Raw genomic sequence first — 21,518 nt, forward strand, 5'->3', positions numbered from 1 at the left:
GATAACAGGCTGATCTCCCCCGAGAGTCCACATCGACGGGGAGGTTTGGCACCTCGATGTCGGCTCATCGCATCCTGGGGCTGAAGTAGGTCCCAAGGGTTGGGCTGTTCGCCCATTAAAGCGGTACGTGAGCTGGGTTCAGAACGTCGTGAGACAGTTCGGTCCTTATCCGCCGCGGGCGCAGGGTATTTGAGGGGAGCTGACCCTAGTACGAGAGGACCGGGTTGGACGGACCGCTGGTTTACCAGTTGCACTGCCAAGTGCACGGCTGGGAAGCCAAGTCCGGATGGGATAAACGCTGAAAGCATCTAAGCGTGAAGCCCACCCCAAGATGAGATACCCCACACCGATGAGGTGGTAAGGGTCCTGGAAGACTACCAGGTAGATAGGCCGCATGTGTAAGCGCTGTGAGGCGTTGAGCAAGGCGGTACTAATGGCCCGAGGAGCTTGACCGAAAGAGAAGCTTTCTCCCTATTCACTTGCGAGGCTGCTGAAAAAAATGAATACAGGAAACAAATCCGGTGGCGAAAGAGCGAGGGAAACACCCGTTCCCATTCCGAACACGGAAGTTAAGCCTCGCAACGCCGATGATACTGTGCTGGAGACGGCACGGGAAAGTAGGTGGCTGCCGGATTTTTTATTTTTATATTCGAATGTTAAATTTTTTACAATAACCACATAAAAAAGATTTTAGCGTATTTTGTTTATTCAACACAACATTTTAATACTTATGGCATTAACTAAAAAATTTCTGAAAATGAGAATTCAATTTACTTCTAAGCTATTAAATCGGATAATGGTTGTTACCAAAAATAAGAAAGCTAGCAGAAGGGTAAAAACCAGCGTTGTTTTTGCATCTTGTAAGCCAAAATTACTTGTAAGCAAAACCAAATTATATGGACTGAACTTTTTAAGTTTTTCAAACTGAGAGAGTAGAGCAGTAGAATATGCAAGTGTACATGCCAAAATTCCGGCTGAGATATTTTTCTTTGTAAAGCTGCTAAAAAATAATGTAAGTGAAATCACAAACAGGTAGTAAATACACAAAAGAAAATAAACAGAAACTATGTCAGAGACAGCAATTTTTTGTCCTTCAAAAAGAAGATTGGCGTAATATTGGTTGAAGAATAAACCTACAAACAAGAGAAAGCAAATTGCAATTGCAAAATGTAAATACTTTGCCAGTACAATTTGGGATTTATTAGCACCTTTTGAAAAAGGAAAAACTATTTTTTGGGAATAAATCTCTTCATTTATACTCCCAGCAGCAGTGAATATTACAAATAGCGTACCAATCTGAAAAAGATCTTTGATATAATTTGCCAATGCATCTTTAGGCTTAAACTCAAATAGCTGGTGTATTAAATTGGCAGGAATCTTATTGCCAACAAAAGAAGGAAGAAGCTTTAACATTACTGGATCTAAGATAGAGAACAATATTATGCCTGTTGCAAGAGCAATGTATTTGTACTGTCTTATCCCTTCAATGAATTCTTTTTTAAGATATGCTTTAAATGTCGTCATTTTTATCTACCACCTTTATGAATATGTCTTCCAGTGAAGGCTTTTTTAAATAAAAGGATAAAATGGGCTTATCTATCTGTGCCAATACCTTTATTAACTCTTTTTTTGCTATTTCAACATTGTTAACATAAATTGAGACTTTCCCAAAGTTGTCAATATCGATTTTTCGAATATAAGGAAACTGAGACAATTTTTCTTCCAACTTGTCGGGGATACTTTCAAACTCAACACAAAAAACAGGTTGAATGTATCGTTTTTGGAGGTTTTCTAAACTGTCACTGACAATTACTTTGCCTTCATGTAATATAGTGACGTGGTCGCATATTCTCTCAACATCATTTAATATGTGTGTAGAAAAAAATACGGTAATTCCTTCTTCTTTCAAGGATCTTATATGTTCTAACACTTCAGCTCTTCCTTCTGGGTCTAAAGAAGCGGTTGGTTCATCAAGAAGCAATAGTTTTGGTTTATTAAATATTGCGACAGCTATTCCAAGTCTTTGAAGCATTCCGCCCGAAAAAGTTGAGATTTTTCTTTTAGAAACGTTTGAAAGTTTTACAATTTCAAGGACTTCTTCAGTCCTCTTTTTAATAGTTCTACTTTCAAAATTGCAAATTTGTCCTATTAAGCTTAAATACTCAACTGGTGTGAGATAACCATAGAATACAGGGTTTTGAGGAAGGAATCCAATTTGTTTCACTATATCTTTTTTGTTTGTCTTAAAATTAAGATTGTCAAATAAGATTGTCCCTTCATCAAAACTAATTAGTCCAGAGAGAATTTTCATTGTGGTTGTCTTACCTGCTCCATTTGGTCCAAGAAAACCATGAACAGTAGCAGGTTTTACTTCAAATGATATGCCTTTTAAAGCTTTTACCTTTCCAAAGCTTTTGTGAAGATTTATCACTTTCAGCAAACTAATCACGCTCTCTTCCAAGTAACAAGTAAACTATAGGCCCCACAAAATTGAAAATAATTATTATTAGTGCCCATGCCCATTTTGGAAGATATTTTACTTTATCGTTTTTCAACTTAATAAGACAGAAAATCATAAGAGCAAACTGCAGAACAATTACAGGCGCAAGCAATTTTAGCATTTCTTCCATATTCATATTTCCGAACATTCCAAAACACTCCTTTTCAGTAAGTTGTTCTGTTTTTATCTTTTAAAATTACTCTTGTAATAAGAAGATATATTATGAGACTACTGGGGAAGTTTAAAAGTCCAAATAGCCCCCAGAGAAAATAGTATTTTTCGCCCTTGCTTTTAGCATCGAAGAATATATATAAAGCCTGAGCCATCAAAAGGATGAACAAAATTATCAAAAGACCAAGTGGTATTTTCTCATTGGAAAACTTCTGGACCAAAAAAAGTAAAAAAACCAGGCAAACGGTAGCAGTGATGAGAAAAAATATAAATGTTTTATTAATCTTCATGTTCTCACACCTTTCCTTTTGAGAATATCAATGCTGCAGGAATCAAAATCCATGGCATCAGCGTTCCGAAAAGTATCTGAAGCCTTACAAAAAATCCAAAACCATTGATGTTAATTAGCAAAACATAAGTGGTAAAGACAAGGAAGCTCAAAAGCAAGAATAATAGAAAATTAACCTTTTCCTGCTTTTTGGCTTTTGCTCTCATTCCATCTTCGATAACCTTCTGGATATCTATCTTTACCAAAGGAGATTCATTCATAGGTTCAAGTTTGTTTTTTAAAAGTTTTAGCTTTTCAAGCAAAGCACCATTAAAATCTAATTTTTCTAAAGCTTCATTTTCTAATTCTTCATAGTATTTATCAATAATTAAATCTTGAATTTTCTCATTCTTTTTTGCTTTCACTTTCCAGCACTCCTTTCTTTTCAAGCTCTTTTATCAGAAACTTTATGGCAAAATGGAGCCTTGACCTTACTGTCCCGACAGGACAGTTTAAAATTTTGGCAATTTCTTTGTATTTATATCCATAAAAATGTTTTAGAATAAAAACAGCCCTGAATTTATAGTCAAGCGACAAAATAGCACTACAGATGTCCTTGTATTCACTGTTTGATATGGCAGCATGTTCTACGTCCTGCACATAATCTTTGTATGAGTCATCCAAGTAGGTATATCTTTTAATTTTTCTTAAAAAGTCTTTATATACGTTTATAGAGATTTTTATAAGCCATGTTGAAAACTTTGCATCTGGTGAGAACTTATCTATGTTCATGATAGCTCTTAAAAGAGTTTCCTGCACAACGTCCTGGGCAAAATGATAATCTTGAGTCATCTTCGTCACAAAACCTGAGAGAATATTTAAGTTATTTTCAATGAGCGTGTGCAGGGCTTCTTTATTTCCTTTCTTTGCCTCTTCTATTAACCTTTTTTCATCCACTACCTATCACTCCTGCTATAAATTAAACGCTATTGATTGCAAAAAAGTTCAAAGTGATTTGGATTACAAAAATATTAAAAAATCTTGTAAATTTGCTTATCAGTATTGATACTCCTTTTTTGATGGAGTATGATTATAATTAGAAGGACAGATATTATGTAAAGGATGAGTAAGAATGCTCAAAAGAATAATAACAAAAGCTCTGATATTACTTATGATATCATTAATAATAGCCCTTATTATCGAAAGCTTGTTTATGGCAGCAAGTGCACAAAGCCTAAACAAGGTGTCAGCTGCAATTCAAAAAGGGTTAAAGTCAGCCAAACAGAATAACCAGAGAGAATTGGTTTTCCAGCAGCAGATTGATTTGAACTCAGATGCCCAGGTAGATACAGTAAGCATTTGGCTTGATAAGAACCAGAAAAAGTATGTGCTGAGTGTAAACAGTAGCCTTTATCAACCAAAAGAAAACATTTTGCAGATAATTGGAACTGAGATTGTGGATATAGACAGCAGTGATGGATACAAAGAAATCTTGTTTCATTACAAATCAAATAAAGTCGAAAAGTATGTTATATTAGAATACAATGGGAAAACTTTAAGAGAGCTTCTGAATACTGATTCAAAACCAATCATCGATGGAAATAAAGAGGTCATTGTTGAAAGGAATATGGATTTTTGGGTAAAAAAAGAAAGATACGTTTTGGAGCAAACTGCACTTGGAGCGCGAACCTTAAAACTTTCTCCTCAAGAGCTTTACTATGTTGGGGTGTTTGCATATGTTAAAAAACCTTTTGTGTTATATTCGTACAGGGAACAGAAAACTAAGCTCACAACCACAAAAAAGGGTGAAAAGATAGAGATAGTACAATGCGATTCTTCGAACTGGTTTAAGGACCAATCAAAGAAGAACAATAAGATGTACGATTGGTACATGATAAAGACCGAAAAAGGTTTGCTTGGATGGGCAATGTTGAAAGATTTTATAAACTGCATTGACATTGTGAAAACTCAGGGACAGTAAAATTAAAGTTAATAACCAAAAAGGCCATTCATGAGAATGGTCTTTTATTTTTTCAATGGCAAAAATTTATGATATAATAGATACAAACTTTCACACAAAAACTTAAGCGAAAAAGGAAAGGGTATCGGATGAAAAATATTGTACTCACAGGTTTTATGGGAAGTGGCAAGACAACCATAGGAAAATTGATTGCCGAAAAACTCGATATAGAGCTTATTGACACGGACTCGGAAGTAATAAAAGAGTTTGGTATGACAATTGACAAGATATTTGAAGTGCATGGTGAGAAAAAATTCAGAGAGGTCGAAACAAAGGTAATTGAGAGAGTTTCAAAGCTTGAAAATGTTGTTATCTCAACAGGCGGGGGAGTTGTTTTGAATCCCGAAAATGTAAAGCTTTTGAGAGAAAACGGTGTAATATATTTTTTGTATGCCTCTGCCGAAAGTATTCTCAAAAGGCTAAAAGACGATGATACAAGACCTCTTTTGAAAAGTGGTGATAAGCTTGGCAACATCATCAGGCTTTTGAACATGAGAATGCCATTTTATAAAAACTGCGATTTTGAAATAAACACAGACATACTCACCCCAGAGCTTGCAGCAGAAAAGATAATCTCAATTCACTTAGCAAAGGAGAGTAAAAGATGATAAGATTTGGTCCTGCAGGAAACTCTCAGAGTTTTTACGATGCCGGTTATAAATCAAGCGTTGATGCGCCAAAGTGGTTAAAATCAATAGGTCTTTCTGCTTATGAGTACCAGTGCAACAAAGGTGTGAACATTTCAAAAGAAAAGGCAAGACAGATTGGTCAGGAAGCGCAAAAGTATAATATACTTGTCTCCATCCACGCACCTTACTATATAAACTTTGGAAGCCAGGAAGAAGAAAAGCTGCAAAAGTCAAAAGAGTACATCTATGAATGTGTAGAAGTTGCAAAGGAGATGAAAGCGCAAAGAATTGTATTTCACCCGGGTTCGTGCGCAAAGGTAGATAGAAGATTGGCTTTTGAAACAGCCAAAAAGGCAATATTGGAAGTTGTAAACGTGGTAAAAGAGATGCATGCAGATGGGATTTTTTTGTGCCCGGAGACAATGGGCAAGAAAAACAATCTTGGCAGTAGCGATGAGATAATAGAGATTTGCAAAATGGACGAGATGCTGCTTCCAACCATTGATTTTGGGCACATAAATGCTTTCGAAGGCGGCAGCTTGAAGACAGAAGAGGATTTTGAAAATCTGCTCAAGAAATTTATTGACCAGCTTGGATATGAGAGGATGAAATGCTTTCACAGCCATTTTAGCAGGATAGAATACACATCACAGGGTGAGAAAAAACACTGGAACTATGAAGACAAACAGTTTGAGCCTGACTTTGAACCATTGGCAGAGGTTCTTTGCAAGCTAAAACTTGAACCTGTGATAATCTGTGAATCAAAAGACTATATGGCAGAGGATGCTCTTGTTCTGAAAAAGATTTATCAAGAGACTTTAGAAAAGAGGATGTGAGTACTTACCATGAAAAAGGTCTTGGTCATAAACGGCCCAAATCTTAATCTTCTTGGAATAAGAGAAAAAAATATATATGGCAGCGTATCGTATGAGGATGTTCTCAAATCTATTTCACAAAAAGCACAGGAACTTGGATTTGAAGTTGAGTTTTTTCAATCTAACCATGAAGGAGAAATAATAGATAAAATCCACAGTGCATATTTTGAAAAGGTTGATGCTATTATAATAAACCCAGGTGCTTATACTCACTATAGCTATGCAATCCATGATGCGATAAAAGCTGTAAACATTCCTACTATTGAAGTGCACATTTCCAACATTCATGCAAGAGAAGAGTTCAGACGCAAAAGTGTGATCGTTCCTGCTTGTACAGGTCAAATCTCAGGTTTTGGTATCAAAAGCTATATAATAGCACTTTATGCTTTGAAAGAAATTTTAGACTAAATTAATGCTGCAGTTGTTATTCTATATTTTAGAAAGGAGTAAAGCTTTGGCAATGGTGAGCACAAGAATTGAAAAAGTGTTCAAAAGAGATGAGAGCATTGAAGCAGTTTTTGTGTCCAAAAAAGAAAACGTCAGATACCTTAGCAATTTCAAAGGCGATGAAAGTTTCCTGCTTATTACAAGAGAGGGAGCAAAGTATCTTCTGACAGACTTTAGGTATACCGAGCAAGCAAAGAAAGAAGCAACTGAATTTGAGGTTGTTGACTATAAAGGAAAACTCTATGATACTATAAAAGACTTGATGGTATCTCATAACATTTCAAAGCTTTTTGTTGAAGGGTATCATCTGTCCTTTTCGTTTGTGAGTGAGATGAAAGAAAAGCTTGAAGACAGGGTATGTGCACTTTCATTTTCTTTGGATGAGATAAGAGCTGTGAAAGACGATGAAGAGATAGAGAAAATAAAAAAAGCTGTTGAGATTGCTGACAGAGCCTTTGAACACATTTTAAAGTTCATAAAGCCGGGTATTTCAGAAAATGCGATTGTTGCAGAGCTCAACTACTTTATACTGAAAAACGGTGCAAAAGGCTTTTCATTTGAACCTATAGTTGCTTCCGGCAAAAGAAGTTCTTTGCCACACGGTGTTGCAACAGACAAAAAGATTGAATCTGGCGATACTGTTACAATAGACTTTGGATGCAACTTTGACGGCTACATGTCTGATATGACAAGGACGGTATTTGTAGGGAAAGTGGAAAATCAGATGGTAAAGATATACCATATAGTAAAGGAAGCTCAGCAAAAGGCAGAAGAGTTTATAAAAGAAGGTTTAAAAGCAAACGAAGTTGACAAAATTGCTCGCGACTATATAGGCTCTTTTGGCTATATGGAAAAGTTTGGACACTCATTGGGACATGGTGTTGGACTTGAAATTCACGAGCTTCCAAGACTTTCACCAAAGTCTGAAATGGTCTTAGAAGAAAATATGGTTGTAACAATTGAACCGGGCATTTATATTGAGGATTTTGGAGGTGTGAGGATAGAAGATATAGTTGTTGTAAAAAGTGGTGGATGTGAGATTTTGACAAAGTCGTCAAAGGAGCTGATTGTAATTTAGAAATTTGGTATTGTCAGATGAGAAGTTTTCTGATATACTTAAAAATAAGAACAGCTTTAGAGAGTTTAGGAAGAGCATATTTTTTAAGCTTGGAAGAAGCTTTAGATGAGAAGAGAATAGAAGAGATGAGAGGAGATGAGCTGTAAAATGGAAAAGGTGGCAAACGTGCGCCCCGATAGCTCATCGGGGCTTTTTTGTTATCATGATATTGGGATCAATATACCTTTCTTTGAAGAATATTCAAACGATTCAATTGACCTATCAAATATAGATTTTGATTCAATGGAAGGGGATTTCTTTTTCTTTGAAAATTCCCAGATGGCAGCATTTTGCCTTGATAGGCTTTTGTGCGTCACAGTTTACCGTGACAGGATTGAGATTGATTTTGAAGGGGCTAAAGAGGTTTTCTATGGCGATGTTCCTGCAATGCTTGATAGTATATTGGAAGTCTTAATTCAAAAGAATGCTTATATCACCTGTCAGTTTAACTACCATGCGGTAAATCTGTTAGAAGACATATATTTAACTGACAGTCCTTATATAGTTTTAAATGTTTACAGAAAAAATGTGCTTGTTGACAAACTTACAGGCAAGAAAACTCTTTTGGTGAGCAAAGAATTTGAAAAAGCTGCTGAAATAAATTTAAAGAAGTATCAAAGAACTTTGTTTGATGTAAAAAGCAATGTGGTCTTTTCAACTCCAAAAGAGTACTTTATCAGCACAGTCAAGCAGGCAAAAGAGGATATCAGAAATGGTGAGATTTTTCAGATTGTTCTGTCTCAAATAATATTGGTCAAAAGCAATATCATAACCAGCCATCTTTTTTACACAATGAAAGAGAGAAATCCTTCAGAGTACAGCATTGTGATAAACAATGAAGAAAGCCAAATAATTTGTTTTTCGCCAGAGACTCTTATAAAGAAAAAGGGAAACACAATAAAAACATTTCCAATTGCAGGAACATACAGGATAAACGAAGGCGATGATATTGCCCAGAAAAAGATAGAGATATTAAAAGACAAGAAAGAGATAAGTGAACATGTCATGCTTGTTGACCTTGCGCGAAATGACCTTGGCAGGATTTCAAAACCCGGAACTGTAAAAGTAGAAGAGTACTTGAGAATAAAAAGGCTTTATAATCTCATTCATATATATTCAGTTGTTACAGGTGAACTTGAAGAAAAGAGCCTCACAAAAGCGATACTATCTGTTTTCCCGGCCGGGACGCTGACCGGCGCACCAAAGATAAGAGCTATGCAACTGATTGAAAAGTACGAAAGGCAGAGAAGAGACCTTTACGGAGGAGCAATCGGATATATCTACAAAGACCAGTTTGACCTTGCCATAGCTATAAGAATGGCTGTAAAGGACAAAAAGGAAAGCATCTTCAGACTTCAAAGCGGTGCGGGAATTGTGAATTTGTCAGTGCCCGAGAATGAATATCAAGAGTGTTTGACCAAGCTCAGAGCGTTTTTGAGGATAATGGAGGTGGATGAAAATGATATTGTTAATAGATAACTATGACTCTTTTACATTCAATCTTTACCAGATGATTGCAAGCAAGACACAGGTTATTGTGTTCAGAAACGACAAAGTGACAGTGGATACAATAAAAAAATTAAATCCAGCCGGTATTATAATTTCTCCAGGTCCGGGCAGTCCAAAAGATGCGGGTGTGAGCTTAGAGGTTGTAAATACATTTGCGGGTAGTATTCCAATCTTGGGTGTGTGCCTTGGTCATCAGGTGATTGGAGAATGTTTTGGAGCACGAGTAATTCATGCAAAAACAATTTACCATGGAATGAGATCGAGGGTCGACCTGCTTGAAAGTGGAAAAAGAAGCAGACTTTTTAAAGGTGTGCCAGAGAGATTTTTTGCAGGAAGGTATCATTCACTTGTGGTTGAGAAATCTGCGTCTTTGAAACAACTTGAAGTAGCTGCTGTGAGTGAAGATGATGAGGTCATGTCCCTGGTAAACGATAGCTTGAGAGTCTATGGAATTCAATTTCATCCTGAGTCAATCCTGACTCCTGATGGCGAGACTATTATTCAAAACTTTTTAGAAATATGCTATGATGGGGTGGAAAAAGATGCTCATCGATGTGCTTGAAGCTGTCACAAACAAAAAGGATTTGGAATATGACCAGGTAAAAAATCTTCTTGACAACATCTTGGAAGGAGAACTTGATGAGATAAAGTTTGGTGCATTTTTGGCGGCGCTAAAAACAAAGGGCGAAACAGAAAAAGAGATTTCGGCATTTGTTGATGCCTTTTATGACAGGGCAAAAAAACTTAACTTTGACCATCAAAGAACAATTGATACATGTGGAACAGGTGGCGATGGAAAAGGCACATTTAACATCTCAACGGCTGCAGCTATTGTCCTTAGCTGTTTTGACGTAAAAGTAGCAAAACACGGTAACAGAAGCATTACAAGCAATTCAGGATCAGCTGATATCTTAGAAAAGCTTGGGATTGATATCCAAGCTGGGGAAGATAAAGTTTTGAAAGGGCTTGAGGAGCTGAACTTTGCGTTTTTGTTTGCACCGCTGTATCATCCTGCCATGAAAAAGGTTGCAAATTTAAGAAGAGCGCTTGGTATCAGAACAGTTTTTAACATCTTAGGTCCGCTTTTGAACCCTGTACCACTAAAATACCAGGTGGTTGGGACATTCAGCTTTGATGCGCAGGAGAAAGTGGCTTCTGTGCTAAGAGGCAAAAGAAAAAAAACCGCTGTCATACATAGTCTTGACGGGCTTGACGAGATTTCCATTTCTAAAAAGACAAGGGTGCTTGAGATACAAGACAAGAATATCAGAGAATATTATATTGACCCAAAAGACTATGGAATTGAATTTGATACAAGCTCAATCAAAGGCTTTTCGCCTGAAGAAAACGCAAGGATTTTGATAAGTGTGCTTGAGGGAGAAAAGTCGCCTTATTTTTGGGCTGTTGTTTTAAATTGTGGATTTGCACTTTACATTTGTGAGGTTGCAAAAGATGTTGAAGAAGGAATTAAGCTTTCCTCAAAAGCAATCGAGAGCAGAGAAGCTTATTTTAAGCTCAAAGAGCTTCAGCAGTTTTATAAATCGGGAGTGTAATTGAAAATGAGTGTGCTTGAGCGTATTTTAAGTTATAAAAAGGAAGAAGTTGAAAGGTGCAAAAATCTTATACCTGTTGAGAAGATGAAAAAACTCGCAGTTGAGAAGATTAAAGGTGGCTATTTAGAAAACAAGTTCAAAAGAATATTCAAAAAAGATAAATTCTGTATAATTGGTGAAATAAAAAGGGCATCACCTTCGGAGGGTGTAATATCAGAGGATGCCAATGCAAAAGCAATAGCAAAGATGTATGAAGATTTAGGGTTTTTTGCCATATCAGTTTTGACAGAAAGGTTTTTTTTCAAGGGTTCGGAACAAGATTTGATGGAAGTAAAAAAAGTGGTATCTCTGCCAGTGCTAAGAAAAGACTTTATCATTGATATCTGGCAGCTTTACCAGACAAAGATGATAGGTGCAGACGCAGCTTTGCTTATCACAAAAGCTTTATCAGAAAAACAGCTTACAGTATTCATCAAAATTTTGGAAATTCTTGACATAGTGCCGCTTGTTGAGGTTGAAAATGAATATGAAATTGAAAAAGCTTTGAAGTGTGGTGCAAAACTCATAGGAATCAATAACAGAAACCTGGATGATTTGTCCATCGACATAACAAAGACAGAAAGGCTTTTGAAGTATATTCCAAAAGAAGTTGCTGTGATAAGCGAAAGTGGAATTAAGACAAGAGAGGATTTTGACTATATACTTTCGCTTGGTGTTGATGGATGTTTGATAGGGACATCTTTTATGAAATCGCAAAATCCGCTTGAAATAATTGGTGATAGGATATGATAGTAAAGTTTTGCGGGCTAAAGAGGCTTATTGATATTGAGATGTGCAATAAACTTCAGCCTGATATGATAGGCTTAATATTTGCTCCTAGTCCAAGAAAGGTTGAAAAAGACCTTGCAAAAGATATTGTTTTAGCAAAAAGTCCTTCAATAAAATCAGTGGGAGTTTTCAAAGACCAGAACATATCAGAGGTTATAGAAATAGCAACTTATCTTCAACTTGACTTTGTGCAGCTGCACGGCAAAGAAGATTATGAGTATATAAAGCATTTGAAAGACCTTGGATTTAAGGTAATAAAGGCTATTGAAGTTGAGACAGCAGAAGATATAAAGAGAGCTAAACGCTATACAGAAATAGCTGACTTTGTGCTTCTTGACAGGCCAAAAGGAAGCAGCATAGATATAACAGAGGTTACAAAATTTGCAGACTTTGCTTACATCATTGCAGGTGGGATAACGCCTGAGAATGTAGATAAATACCTAAATCTAAATCCAGTTGGTATAGATATCAGCTCAGGAATTGAGACAGATGGTTTTAAAGATTTTGCAAAGATGAAAAAGATTATTGATAAGGTAAATAAATACAAGGTTGGTGAAACAAAAAATGGATAGGTATTTTGGAAGGTTTGGTGGAATGTATGCACCAGAAACTCTTATGCCAGCTCTTTTAGAGATAGAAGAAGAGTTTTGCAAGCTTGTGAAAGACGAAAAATTCAATCAAGAGTATGAGTACTATCTCAAAAACTATGTTGGAAGACCATCGCCACTTTACTTTGCCAAAAACTTGAGCGAGCATCTTGGAGTTAAAATATATCTCAAAAGAGAAGACATAAACCACACCGGTGCCCATAAAATAAACAACTGCATAGGCCAGGCACTTTTGGCAAAGCATATGGGCAAAAAAAGACTTATTGCCGAGACAGGAGCAGGTCAGCATGGTGTTGCAACAGCCACCGTTGCTGCTCTTTTTGGGATGGAATGCGAGATATTTATGGGTGAAGAAGATGCAAAAAGGCAGTTTCATAACGTGCAAAGGATGAAAATGCTTGGCAGCAAGGTAAGAGTAGTTAACAAGGGAAGCAAGACATTGAAAGACGCAATAAACGAGGCAATGCGTGACTGGAGCGAGACGTTTGAATACACCTTTTATCTTTTTGGTACAGCTGCAGGACCTCATCCGTTCCCAACAATTGTAAAATACTTTCAAAGTGTGATTGGGAAAGAGACAAAAGAGCAGATAAAAAGCTTAGAAGGAAGACTTCCAGACTATGTCTTTGCGTGTGTGGGTGGTGGTTCTAACGCAATTGGTATCTTCTCAGCGTTTTTGGAAGATCATGAGGTAAAGCTTATTGGTGTTGAGGGTGCAGGAGAGGGAATACATACAGGCAAAACGGCTGCAACGCTATGCAGTGGGTCTGTTGGAATCTTGCATGGTGCAAAGACATATATTTTACAGGATGAGGAAGGGCAAATTCAAAACACTCATTCAATCTCAGCAGGGCTTGACTACCCGGGTGTTGGACCTGAACATGCGTATTTGAAAGAAACAGGAAGGGTTGAGTATGTGGGGGCTACTGATAAAGAAGCTGTGGATGCATTTTTGCTGCTCACAAGGCTTGAAGGGATAATTCCGGCTTTAGAGAGCAGCCATGCACTTGCAGAGGTTATTAAAAGGGCGAAGATGGGACTTTTCAAGAGCAGTGACATTATTGTTGTGAACCTTTCTGGAAGAGGTGATAAGGATATAAATACAGTACTTGAGCTTTGGAAGGATGATGAGCTATGAATTTAATAGATGAAAGATTTGAAAGGCTAAAAAAAGAGGGAAAAAAAGCTTTCATAGGCTATGTAACGTTTGGGTATCCCTCTTTTGAAGAGACACTTGGGTTTATAAAGCTTGTATATTCATATGTAGACATTTTAGAGATTGGTTTTCCTTTTTCTGACCCTATTGCAGATGGTGAAATTATTCAAAAAGCTTCTATAAAAGCTCTTAGTGAAGGTGTTAAATTGAGCCACCTTTTTGAAAGCATTGAAAAGTTTAAAAAAGATAAGCCGGTTGTGCTAATGCTGTATGCAAACACAGTTTACAAAAGGGGAATTGATAGGTTTTTTGAAAGTAGCAAAGCTTGCGGTGTAGATGGCGTTATAATCCCCGATGTTTCGTTCGAGGAGAGCTTTGAGTTCAAAGAAGCAGCTGAAAAGTTTGGTGTTACTTATATTGACCTTGTATCTATATCTTCTCTTGAGAGAGCCAAGATGATAGGTAAGCAGTCTAAAGGTTTTTTGTACTGTGTTTCAAGAAAAGGCGTGACAGGTTTTAAAGGGCAGATTGAGGACAGGATTTTTACTTTCTTGAGAGAACTGAAAACTGTTACCCCAACACCTTTGGCAGTTGGGTTTGGTATAAAGGGTAAAGAAGATGTTCAGAAGTTCAAAGACCTTGCAGATGGTATTGTCATTGGAAGCGCAATAATCACAAAGATAGATGAAGGGAAAGACAAGCTTGAAGATTTCTTGAAAGAAATCTCTGAAAGTCTAAAAGACAAATAAATTTAAGGGGATGCAAAAAACATCCCCTTTTTATATTTTCGCCTTCCTACCGTGCTACCCTTCAGTTTACAGGAGCCTCCGGATTTTCGGTTTCTTTCAAAAGCCGACTGATTTTCTTTGGTGTCTCCTCAATTTTTGAAAACTCTTCTGCCTCAACATTCTCAAGTTCAACTGGCAGGTTGAATTCTTTTAAATTTATCAGGTTGTAATCAAAATAGATGTCACACCTGGGAGAAAACATTTCAAATCCCCCCTTCCAATATATATTATACCCTCTTTTTCGTTAATTTGTTCGATGTATGCAGGGATACTTCAAAAATACATGTATATTTAAATCCCAAAATCTTTGCTATAATAAAATATAGTTTGGCAAAAAGGAGAAAAGTAAAATGAGCGTTTTTATAGAGTTTAAAAATGTCAGTTTTTCGTATGTAAGTTCTGATGGAACAAAAACACCAGCCTTGATTGATATAAACCTTAAGATAGGAAGAGGAGAATTTGTTGCGATATTGGGACTGAATGGTTCTGGCAAATCAACCCTTGCAAAACTAATAAACGGCCTTTTAATTCCAGAAAAAGGCGATGTGATTGTAGATGGTATGAACACAAAAGATACAGAAAAAATCTGGGATATCAGAAGAAAGTGCGGGTATATATTTCAAAACCCTGACAACCAGCTTGTTGCTTCAATTGTGGAAGAAGATGTTGCATTTGGACCTGAAAACTTAGGAATGCCGAGAGAAAAGATAAGAAAAGCTGTTGACAGCGCACTTTTGGCTGTTGAGATGATGGAATATAAAAACCATGCCACGTACAAACTGTCTGGTGGGCAAAAACAGAGGGTTGCAATTGCTGGTGTTCTGGCGATGAAGCCAGAGTGCATCATATTGGATGAGCCAACCTCTATGCTTGACCCCAAAGGAAGGAAAGAGGTAATCTCTACCATAGAAAGATTAAACAAAGAAGAGAAAAAGACCATTGTTTTGGTTACGCACAATATCGACGAGATGCTCTTGAGCCAAAGAAGCATTGTGCTGGATAAAGGACGTATAAAGTTTGACGGCCCTTCGCTTGAGCTTTTAAAGCTTGATTGGTTTTATGAGATGGGCTTTGACATGCCACAAATTTTGAAGCTCTCAATTGAGCTTAAAAAAAGAGGCGTAAAGATTGATAAGGAAATCTGGTCGGTTGACGAAATGGAGAGATTTTTATGTTCATTGAAATGAGAAATGTAGAGTTCATATATGGCTACAAAACACCATTTGAAAAAAAGGCGCTTGAAAATATCAACCTTTCGATAACAAAGGGAGAGTTTATTGGGATTATCGGTAAAACTGGTTCAGGCAAATCTACTTTGGTTCAGTTAATGAACGGGCTTTTGGTGCCGCAGATAGGTGATGTTGTTGTTGATGGGATAAATACAAAGGATAAAAAAAGAGTAAAAGAAATTCGAAAAAGAGTAGGACTTGTGTTTCAATACCCTGAATATCAGCTGTTTGAAGAGACAGTTTACAAAGACATAGCGTTTGGTCCTCAAAACCTTGGATTTTCTGAAGATGAAGTAAAAAGAAGAGTAAAAGAGGTATGCGAGCTTTTAGAAATACCCCAGCAACTGCTAGAAAAGTCGCCGTTTGAGCTTTCTGGTGGGCAGAAACGAAGGGTTGCAATAGCAGGGATACTTGCAATGGACCCGCAGTGTATAATTCTTGATGAGCCAACAGCCGGGCTTGATATGCGTGGTCGAAAAAGAATTTTTAATATCATAGAAAGACTTCACAAAGAAGCAAAAAAGACAATAATTTTAATCTCCCACAGCTTAGAAGATGTTGCAATGCTTTGTGAGAGGGTTATTATTCTAAGCAAAGGCAAAATCCATTTTGACGGGCCAAAATATCAGGCTTTTGAGAATGTAGAACTTCTTGAAAAAAGCGGACTTTTGCCACCTGACATACTTTGCCTTCAGCACAGGTTAAAACTTAAGGGTTTTAAGATTGACAGGTTTGAATATAGTATTGAAAAGGTTGCTGATATGATTGTAAAAAACCTACACTTGCCATTTGCAGAAGAAGGTGATGGATTCTGATGGTTGATTTTGTAATTGGTCAATATATCAAAAAAGACTCTTTTGTTCACAGGCTTGACCCGAGAACAAAGATAATAGTGCTATTCTTTTTTTGTATCTCAATATTTGTGGTAAATAACTTTTATGGATATATATTTTTGTTTGCCCTAATAGTTCTATGGCTTTTGCTCTCAAAGGTAAACCCACTCATACTTTTGCGCGGAACAAAACCGGTATTTGTATTAATCCTTATAACAGTAATTTTTAATCTTTTTATGACACAGGGAAAACCAGTGCTCAAGATATTAGGGCTTGTTATAACCGACAGAGGAATTGTACTTTCAATCTTTTTGGTGATTCGGCTTTTGCTACTTGTTTTTGCAACAAGCCTTCTTACTCTCACAACATCGCCGATTGAAATAACAGATGCTCTGGAAGTGTTATTAAAACCTCTAAAAAAGGTGAAATTTCCAGTTCATGAAATCTCTATGATGATGTCAATTGCCTTAAGGTTTATACCAACCATCTATGAAGAGGCAGACAAGATTATGAAGGCTCAAATGTCAAGGGGTGCGGACTTTGAAACAGGGGGATTGATAAAAAAAGCAAAGTCGCTTTTGCCGCTTTTGATTCCACTTTTTATTTCAGCTTTCAAAAGAGCAGATGAACTTGCAATTGCAATGGAAGCACGCTGCTATAGAGGCTCAGAAGGACGTACAAAACTCAAAAAACTTGAGTTTGGAATTCCTGACTATATTTCGTTTGTTGTATGTGGGATTTTAATCATACTTGCGATTGTTGTGAGGTGAAAAACTTGAGAAACATTCTCTTGACCATAGAATATGATGGCACAGGATATTTTGGATGGCAAAAACAGCCCAATAAGAAAACCATTCAGGGAACAATTGAAGAGGCTATAAAGAAGTTGACAGGCGAAGAGGTAAACTTAATTGGTTCTGGAAGAACAGACAGAGGTGTTCATGCTTTAAATCAAAAAGCCAATTTCAAAACAAACAGCAAAATTCCAACAGACAAGTTTCCTCTTGCTTTAAATTCTGTGCTGCCTGGCGATATATCTGTAAAAGACGCAGTTGAGGTACCTTTAGATTTTTCTGCACGCTACAGTGCAAAGCAGAAGACTTACAAGTATCTTATATATAACAAAAAAAGTCGTCCCGCGCTTTTGAGAAACTATGCGTATTATTATCCATACGAGCTTGATGTTGACGCCATGCAAAGAGCATGTGAATACTTTATAGGGGAATATGACTTTAAAAGTTTTTGTTCTGCTGATTCTGAAGCAAAGACAACCATAAGGCGTGTATACAATGCATATTTGACCTTTGAAAATGAGTGCATTGCAATATATATAACAGCCAATGGCTTTCTTTACAACATGGCAAGGATTATCGCAGGGACAATCTTGGACGTGGGAGCAGGAAAATTAAAACCAATGGATATTCCGCTTGTAATAGAGAGCAAAGACAGAACCAAGGCAGGAAAAACATTGCCACCCTGGGGGCTTTACCTTGTGGATGTGGTTTACTGACAAAAATAAATGGTGGGGATAATAGGACTCGAACCTATGACCTCTTGCATGTCAAGCAAGCGCTCTAACCAACTGAGCTATATCCCCACCAGTTAGCTATTTACTTTTTGCAGTATGTATTATAACATATATTTTGTAAAATGCAAATATCAAATGAAGGCTGCAATTGAACATAAAGGAAAATTTGAAGAATGTAACGGGGAGTACTTTAAATGAGAAAGTTTTTGAAAATTTCAATTTGCACTTTGGCTACTGTAATTTTGATATTTGCAGTTACAGAAGCATCAATAATTATTTTTGGCATTTTTTCAAAACCTAAAAAATCAGACTGTATAATTGTTTTAGGCTGTGCAGTTTATGGTGATTTTCCAAGTCCGTTTTTTCGGGAAAGACTTAACAGAGCTTTTGAACTTTATAAAAAAGGCTATGCAAGATACATAATTGTCTGTGGCGCAAAAGGGCCGGGCGAAAATATTTCTGAAGCTGAGGCGGGGAAGAGGTATCTTGTGGAAAGGGGAGTTTTGCCTGAGCTCATTTTAAAGGAAGACAAATCTTTTTCTACATATGAAAATTTGCTGTATTCAAAAAGGATTATGAACAAGAAAGGTTTCAAAAGCGCTATTATTGTTTCAAACATGTTTCATTTAAGAAGGGCAAGTTTGATTGCTAAAAAATTAAAAATGAATGCTTCTTTTTCAGGTGTATATGTAAAACAATATTTGCATGAAGAATACTACGGTTTTGTGCGCGAAAGTGTAGCTGTGTGGTATGAGATTCTCAAAACTCTTACATCTTTCTGATTTTTCCCGCCCAAATACCTATTGACAACATCAAGATAAGGTATTATAATATTCAATGTGCAAGGGGAAAAAACGAGCGGGTGTAGTTCAATGGTAGAACACCAGCCTTCCAAGCTGGCAGCGTGGGTTCGATTCCCATCACCCGCTCCAAAAAAGAATATGATGCCCTCAGCAGCAAATAAGCTGTTGAGGGTTTTTTGTTTTCTACTTAAAAACAAAATATTCTATTTCGACAAAATATTACATAAAATACTGAAGGGTTTTTTGGGGTAATATAGAATTAGAAATAATATAACTTTCAAATCGAGGTGCAATAAAATGGATTTTGAAGCAATTATGATGGAAGGAATATTGATTTTAAAGATAAAAGGTGAGCTTGACCAGTACAATGCAGACAGATACAGACTCAGATTTGATATGAAAATTGTAAGTCCAGAAGTTCAAAAAGTTGTGATAGACATTTCAGAACTTTCGTTTATGGACTCATCAGGTGTTGGCTTTCTTGTAGGCCGGTTCAGAACGGCAAAAGCGTTTGCCAAGGAACTTGTCCTGGTTTGCAACTCGAACTATATCAACAAGCTTCTTTCAACTTGTGGAATAGAAAAGCTGATAAAGAAATATACAACTATTGAAGAGGCATTGAGTTAAACTAAAAGAATTGAAAGGGTGTGAATTTTTAACAATGAAGGTTTTAAATTATATGGAACTGAAAATCCCGTCAAAAGCTCAAAACGAGGCATTTGCAAGGGTTGCTGTTGCTGCGTTTGTTGCTCAGCTGGATCCTACTTTAGATGAGGTTACTGAAATAAAAACTGCTGTATCTGAAGCTGTAACAAATTCAATAATTCATGCATATGAGGATAAAATTGGGGAAATAATAATAAAAGGAAAGATTTATGAAAATTATGTTGTTGAGATTGAAGTAATTGACTTTGGGAAAGGAATTGAAGATGTTGAGCTTGCTCGGCAACCACTCTTTACAACAAAACCTGACCAGGAACGCTCTGGTATGGGATTTACTGTGATGGAAACATTCATGGATAAGCTTGAGGTTACATCAGAGGTTGGTAAGGGTACATGCGTCAGGATGTTTAAAGCTATTAAAAAACGAAAGAGCGAGGGAGTAGAAATTGAGCAAGGCTTCCCAGGAGGAATTGATAAGTAAGGCTAAAAACGGCGATAAACTTGCACGCCAGCAGCTAATAGAAAGCAATCTTGCGCTTGTGTGGAGTGTTGTAAAAAAGTTTGCTGCAAAAGGAGTAGAGCTTGAGGATTTGTTCCAGATAGGTTGCATAGGGCTTATTAAAGCTGTTGACAGGTTTGACCCGTCGTTTAATGTCAGGTTTTCAACATATGCTGTTCCTATGATAATTGGTGAGATAAAAAGATATCTGCGTGATGATGGCAAGATAAAGGTTTCACGAAAGATAAAAGAAAATCAGAGTAAAATAAAAAAACTGAGAAACCAGTTTGTATCAAGCAATGGAAGAGAACCCACAATCTCAGAGATTTCCCAGCTGACAGGACTTTCCAGCGATGAGATTTTGCTTTGCATGGATGCATCTTCAGAGGTTGCATCACTCAATGAGGTTGTAAATCAGGAAGAGGGAAAACCTATCACACTGATGGACATTGCATCTGATGAAGAGGATTATTCAACAAAACTTTTGGATTTGATGGCACTAAAAGAAGGGCTTAAGAAATTAAAAGGACGGGAACGCTACATAATATTTATGCGCTACTTCAAAAACAAAACACAATCTGAAATTGCAAAAGAGCTAAACATCTCCCAGGTGCATGTATCAAGGATTGAAAAAAGAGCTTTGGAGAGGATAAAAAGGGAGTTTGTTTGACACGCTGTGATTGAGAAAGCGTGTCTTTTATTTTTATATAGAATTTTTTTCCCTTTTGTGATTTAATATAAATAAAATTCCCTGTTCAATTTTTAAAAACTTCAATGGAAAAAATAATTGAATTTTTCTTCCCTCCGAGGTGTGCATTTTGCGGCAGGCTTGGAAAAAGCCCGTGTGATGATTGCAAGAAAAATATAAGGTTTATTACAGGCAACACGTGTCAAAAATGCGGAATACCTATTGGTGATACTACTTTGCCGTTTTGTCCTTCTTGCTTGAGAGAAAACTTTGTATTTGAAAGAGTCTTTCCAGTATTCTACTATGAAGGGGTAGTTCGTAGAGGCGTTCATCTTTTCAAATACAGAGGTTTTTATCAAAATGCAATAACCTTCTCAAGGCTTATGGCTAAAAAGATTATTGAAGCCAATATAAATGCCGATATAATAACCTTTGTTCCAACAAGCTATGAAAGGTTTCTGCAAAGGGGTTTTAACCATTCCTCTTTGCTTGCAAAAAATATTGGAAAGATACTTAAAATTCCAACCGTTGACCTTCTTGCAAGAGTAGGTTTTACAAAACCTTTTTATAACCTCTCACGACAAGAAAGACAAAAAGAGATAAAGGGTAAAATTGAGCTTAAAAAAGGGTATGAAAATATTATAAAAGACAAAAGAGTCATTCTTGTTGACGACATCTTCACAACAGGTGCAACAGCAAATGAGTGTTCAAAAGTTTTGCTTGAAAATGGGGCAAAGTGCGTTTTTGTCTCTGTTCTTGCGATAACAAAGCTTACAAAGTAAAGTGCCAATTTAAAATTTTAAAAG

Annotated in this window: 29 protein-coding genes, 2 tRNA genes and 2 rRNA genes (1 of these 33 running past the window's edge); 25 read left to right on the forward strand and 8 right to left on the reverse strand. The window is 36.7% G+C overall.

The window, feature by feature from the left end:
* Both OTK01_RS05130 and rrf read left to right on the forward strand, forming a co-directional pair.
* A 23S ribosomal RNA gene (locus OTK01_RS05130) occupies nucleotides 1-455 on the forward strand; it begins 2,496 nt to the left of the window's first position.
* A gap of 62 nt (nucleotides 456-517) precedes the next feature.
* Nucleotides 518-634, forward strand: a 5S ribosomal RNA gene (gene rrf / locus OTK01_RS05135).
* Nucleotides 635-765: 131 nt separating this feature from the next.
* Here the strand turns inward: rrf and OTK01_RS05140 are convergent.
* The 6 genes from OTK01_RS05140 to sigY are packed head-to-tail and all read right to left on the reverse strand — an operon-like array spanning nucleotide 766 to nucleotide 3,896.
* Nucleotides 766-1,524, reverse strand: a complete 759-nt coding sequence (locus tag OTK01_RS05140) for an ABC transporter permease (protein WP_029228638.1) — start codon at nucleotides 1,522-1,524, stop codon at nucleotides 766-768.
* Entirely contained in the window at nucleotides 1,511-2,449 is a 939-nt protein-coding gene (locus OTK01_RS05145) for an ABC transporter ATP-binding protein (RefSeq protein ID WP_029228639.1), read from the reverse strand. The genes OTK01_RS05140 and OTK01_RS05145 overlap by 14 nt, the downstream gene beginning before the upstream one ends.
* Nucleotides 2,442-2,648, reverse strand: a complete 207-nt coding sequence (locus OTK01_RS05150) for a PLD nuclease N-terminal domain-containing protein (protein WP_013432968.1) — start codon at nucleotides 2,646-2,648, stop codon at nucleotides 2,442-2,444. The genes OTK01_RS05145 and OTK01_RS05150 overlap by 8 nt, the downstream gene beginning before the upstream one ends.
* A gap of 16 nt (nucleotides 2,649-2,664) precedes the next feature.
* A complete protein-coding gene (locus OTK01_RS05155) occupies nucleotides 2,665-2,961 on the reverse strand; it encodes a hypothetical protein (RefSeq protein ID WP_029228640.1) in 297 nt (98 codons plus the stop codon).
* Nucleotides 2,962-2,965: 4 nt separating this feature from the next.
* Nucleotides 2,966-3,364: a hypothetical protein gene (locus OTK01_RS05160; protein WP_029228641.1), complete on the reverse strand. Its 399-nt coding sequence runs from the start codon at nucleotides 3,362-3,364 to the stop codon at nucleotides 2,966-2,968.
* A complete protein-coding gene (sigY, locus tag OTK01_RS05165; RefSeq protein WP_029228642.1) occupies nucleotides 3,345-3,896 on the reverse strand; it encodes an RNA polymerase sigma factor SigY in 552 nt (183 codons plus the stop codon). Before sigY ends, OTK01_RS05160 begins: the two co-directional genes overlap by 20 nt.
* 175 nt (nucleotides 3,897-4,071) lie before the next feature.
* Here sigY and OTK01_RS05170 point away from each other — a divergent pair, with 175 nt between their 5' ends.
* The 13 genes from OTK01_RS05170 to trpA all read left to right on the forward strand — a co-directional run bounded on the left by OTK01_RS05170 (nucleotide 4,072) and on the right by trpA (nucleotide 14,430).
* A complete protein-coding gene (locus OTK01_RS05170; protein WP_029228643.1) occupies nucleotides 4,072-4,920 on the forward strand; it encodes a hypothetical protein in 849 nt (282 codons plus the stop codon).
* 128 nt (nucleotides 4,921-5,048) lie between these two features.
* Nucleotides 5,049-5,567 carry a shikimate kinase gene (locus tag OTK01_RS05175; protein WP_029228644.1) on the forward strand — a complete coding sequence of 173 codons (519 nt, stop codon included), beginning with the start codon at nucleotides 5,049-5,051 and terminating at the stop codon, nucleotides 5,565-5,567.
* Nucleotides 5,564-6,424 carry a TIM barrel protein gene (locus tag OTK01_RS05180; RefSeq protein ID WP_029228645.1) on the forward strand — a complete coding sequence of 287 codons (861 nt, stop codon included), beginning with the start codon at nucleotides 5,564-5,566 and terminating at the stop codon, nucleotides 6,422-6,424. Before OTK01_RS05175 ends, OTK01_RS05180 begins: the two co-directional genes overlap by 4 nt.
* 9 nt (nucleotides 6,425-6,433) lie before the next feature.
* Nucleotides 6,434-6,871 carry a type II 3-dehydroquinate dehydratase gene (gene aroQ / locus OTK01_RS05185; RefSeq protein WP_013432961.1) on the forward strand — a complete coding sequence of 146 codons (438 nt, stop codon included), beginning with the start codon at nucleotides 6,434-6,436 and terminating at the stop codon, nucleotides 6,869-6,871.
* A 52-nt stretch (nucleotides 6,872-6,923) separates the two neighbouring features.
* On the forward strand, nucleotides 6,924-7,988 hold the full coding sequence (locus tag OTK01_RS05190; protein ID WP_029228646.1) for a M24 family metallopeptidase: 1,065 nt from the start codon (nucleotides 6,924-6,926) through the stop codon (nucleotides 7,986-7,988).
* Nucleotides 7,989-8,005: 17 nt separating this feature from the next.
* The gene (locus OTK01_RS05195; protein ID WP_269011787.1) at nucleotides 8,006-8,134 is read left to right on the forward strand and encodes a hypothetical protein; all 129 of its coding nucleotides are present in this window, start codon (nucleotides 8,006-8,008) and stop codon (nucleotides 8,132-8,134) included.
* 1 nt (nucleotide 8,135) lies between these two features.
* Entirely contained in the window at nucleotides 8,136-9,506 is a 1,371-nt protein-coding gene (locus tag OTK01_RS05200; RefSeq protein ID WP_029228647.1) for an anthranilate synthase component I family protein, read from the forward strand.
* On the forward strand, nucleotides 9,487-10,098 hold the full coding sequence (locus OTK01_RS05205) for an anthranilate synthase component II (RefSeq protein ID WP_029228648.1): 612 nt from the start codon (nucleotides 9,487-9,489) through the stop codon (nucleotides 10,096-10,098). Before OTK01_RS05200 ends, OTK01_RS05205 begins: the two co-directional genes overlap by 20 nt.
* Nucleotides 10,079-11,089 carry an anthranilate phosphoribosyltransferase gene (gene trpD, locus OTK01_RS05210; RefSeq protein ID WP_029228649.1) on the forward strand — a complete coding sequence of 337 codons (1,011 nt, stop codon included), beginning with the start codon at nucleotides 10,079-10,081 and terminating at the stop codon, nucleotides 11,087-11,089. Before OTK01_RS05205 ends, trpD begins: the two co-directional genes overlap by 20 nt.
* Nucleotides 11,090-11,095: 6 nt before the next feature.
* On the forward strand, nucleotides 11,096-11,878 hold the full coding sequence (gene trpC / locus OTK01_RS05215; RefSeq protein ID WP_029228650.1) for an indole-3-glycerol phosphate synthase TrpC: 783 nt from the start codon (nucleotides 11,096-11,098) through the stop codon (nucleotides 11,876-11,878).
* Entirely contained in the window at nucleotides 11,875-12,489 is a 615-nt protein-coding gene (locus OTK01_RS05220) for a phosphoribosylanthranilate isomerase (protein ID WP_029228651.1), read from the forward strand. The genes trpC and OTK01_RS05220 overlap by 4 nt, the downstream gene beginning before the upstream one ends.
* Nucleotides 12,482-13,663 (forward strand): tryptophan synthase subunit beta, encoded by a 1,182-nt coding sequence (gene trpB / locus OTK01_RS05225; RefSeq protein ID WP_029228652.1) that lies wholly within the window; start codon nucleotides 12,482-12,484, stop codon nucleotides 13,661-13,663. The genes OTK01_RS05220 and trpB overlap by 8 nt, the downstream gene beginning before the upstream one ends.
* Entirely contained in the window at nucleotides 13,660-14,430 is a 771-nt protein-coding gene (gene trpA, locus OTK01_RS05230; RefSeq protein ID WP_029228653.1) for a tryptophan synthase subunit alpha, read from the forward strand. The genes trpB and trpA overlap by 4 nt, the downstream gene beginning before the upstream one ends.
* Before the next feature lie 61 nt (nucleotides 14,431-14,491).
* Here the strand turns inward: trpA and OTK01_RS05235 are convergent, their stop codons facing one another.
* Nucleotides 14,492-14,671: a hypothetical protein gene (locus tag OTK01_RS05235; RefSeq protein WP_013432952.1), complete on the reverse strand. Its 180-nt coding sequence runs from the start codon at nucleotides 14,669-14,671 to the stop codon at nucleotides 14,492-14,494.
* 148 nt (nucleotides 14,672-14,819) lie between these two features.
* Between OTK01_RS05235 and OTK01_RS05240 the strand changes: the two genes are divergently transcribed.
* Genes OTK01_RS05240 through truA form a run of 4 tightly spaced genes read left to right on the forward strand, consistent with a single transcriptional unit; the run spans nucleotide 14,820 to nucleotide 18,041 of the window.
* Nucleotides 14,820-15,656: an energy-coupling factor transporter ATPase gene (locus OTK01_RS05240; RefSeq protein WP_029228654.1), complete on the forward strand. Its 837-nt coding sequence runs from the start codon at nucleotides 14,820-14,822 to the stop codon at nucleotides 15,654-15,656.
* Nucleotides 15,641-16,513, forward strand: coding sequence for an energy-coupling factor transporter ATPase (locus OTK01_RS05245; RefSeq protein ID WP_029228655.1), 873 nt, complete (start codon nucleotides 15,641-15,643; stop codon nucleotides 16,511-16,513). Before OTK01_RS05240 ends, OTK01_RS05245 begins: the two co-directional genes overlap by 16 nt.
* On the forward strand, nucleotides 16,513-17,301 hold the full coding sequence (locus OTK01_RS05250; protein ID WP_029672140.1) for an energy-coupling factor transporter transmembrane component T family protein: 789 nt from the start codon (nucleotides 16,513-16,515) through the stop codon (nucleotides 17,299-17,301). Before OTK01_RS05245 ends, OTK01_RS05250 begins: the two co-directional genes overlap by 1 nt.
* Nucleotides 17,302-17,306: 5 nt before the next feature.
* Nucleotides 17,307-18,041 (forward strand): tRNA pseudouridine(38-40) synthase TruA, encoded by a 735-nt coding sequence (gene truA / locus OTK01_RS05255; RefSeq protein ID WP_014042490.1) that lies wholly within the window; start codon nucleotides 17,307-17,309, stop codon nucleotides 18,039-18,041.
* Between the two features lie 10 nt (nucleotides 18,042-18,051).
* Here truA and OTK01_RS05260 read toward each other — a convergent pair.
* A tRNA-Val gene (locus OTK01_RS05260) sits at nucleotides 18,052-18,128 on the reverse strand.
* A gap of 125 nt (nucleotides 18,129-18,253) precedes the next feature.
* Here OTK01_RS05260 and OTK01_RS05265 point away from each other — a divergent pair.
* The 6 genes from OTK01_RS05265 (at nucleotide 18,254) to OTK01_RS05290 (ending at nucleotide 21,494) form a co-directional block, all read left to right on the forward strand.
* Nucleotides 18,254-18,841, forward strand: a complete 588-nt coding sequence (locus OTK01_RS05265) for a YdcF family protein (protein ID WP_029228657.1) — start codon at nucleotides 18,254-18,256, stop codon at nucleotides 18,839-18,841.
* A gap of 76 nt (nucleotides 18,842-18,917) precedes the next feature.
* Nucleotides 18,918-18,991, forward strand: a tRNA-Gly gene (locus tag OTK01_RS05270).
* A gap of 168 nt (nucleotides 18,992-19,159) precedes the next feature.
* Nucleotides 19,160-19,489 carry an anti-sigma factor antagonist gene (locus tag OTK01_RS05275; RefSeq protein ID WP_013432946.1) on the forward strand — a complete coding sequence of 110 codons (330 nt, stop codon included), beginning with the start codon at nucleotides 19,160-19,162 and terminating at the stop codon, nucleotides 19,487-19,489.
* A 34-nt stretch (nucleotides 19,490-19,523) separates the two neighbouring features.
* Entirely contained in the window at nucleotides 19,524-20,006 is a 483-nt protein-coding gene (gene spoIIAB / locus OTK01_RS05280; protein WP_013432945.1) for an anti-sigma F factor, read from the forward strand.
* A complete protein-coding gene (locus tag OTK01_RS05285; RefSeq protein WP_029228658.1) occupies nucleotides 19,972-20,694 on the forward strand; it encodes a SigF/SigG family RNA polymerase sporulation sigma factor in 723 nt (240 codons plus the stop codon). The genes spoIIAB and OTK01_RS05285 overlap by 35 nt, the downstream gene beginning before the upstream one ends.
* 104 nt (nucleotides 20,695-20,798) lie before the next feature.
* Complete coding sequence (locus OTK01_RS05290; RefSeq protein ID WP_029228659.1) at nucleotides 20,799-21,494, forward strand: ComF family protein; 696 nt, start codon at nucleotides 20,799-20,801, stop codon at nucleotides 21,492-21,494.
* Nucleotides 21,495-21,518: the final 24 nt, after the last annotated feature.

It is taken from the genome of Caldicellulosiruptor acetigenus (assembly GCF_026914305.1).
Lineage (GTDB): Bacteria > Bacillota > Thermoanaerobacteria > Caldicellulosiruptorales > Caldicellulosiruptoraceae > Caldicellulosiruptor > Caldicellulosiruptor acetigenus.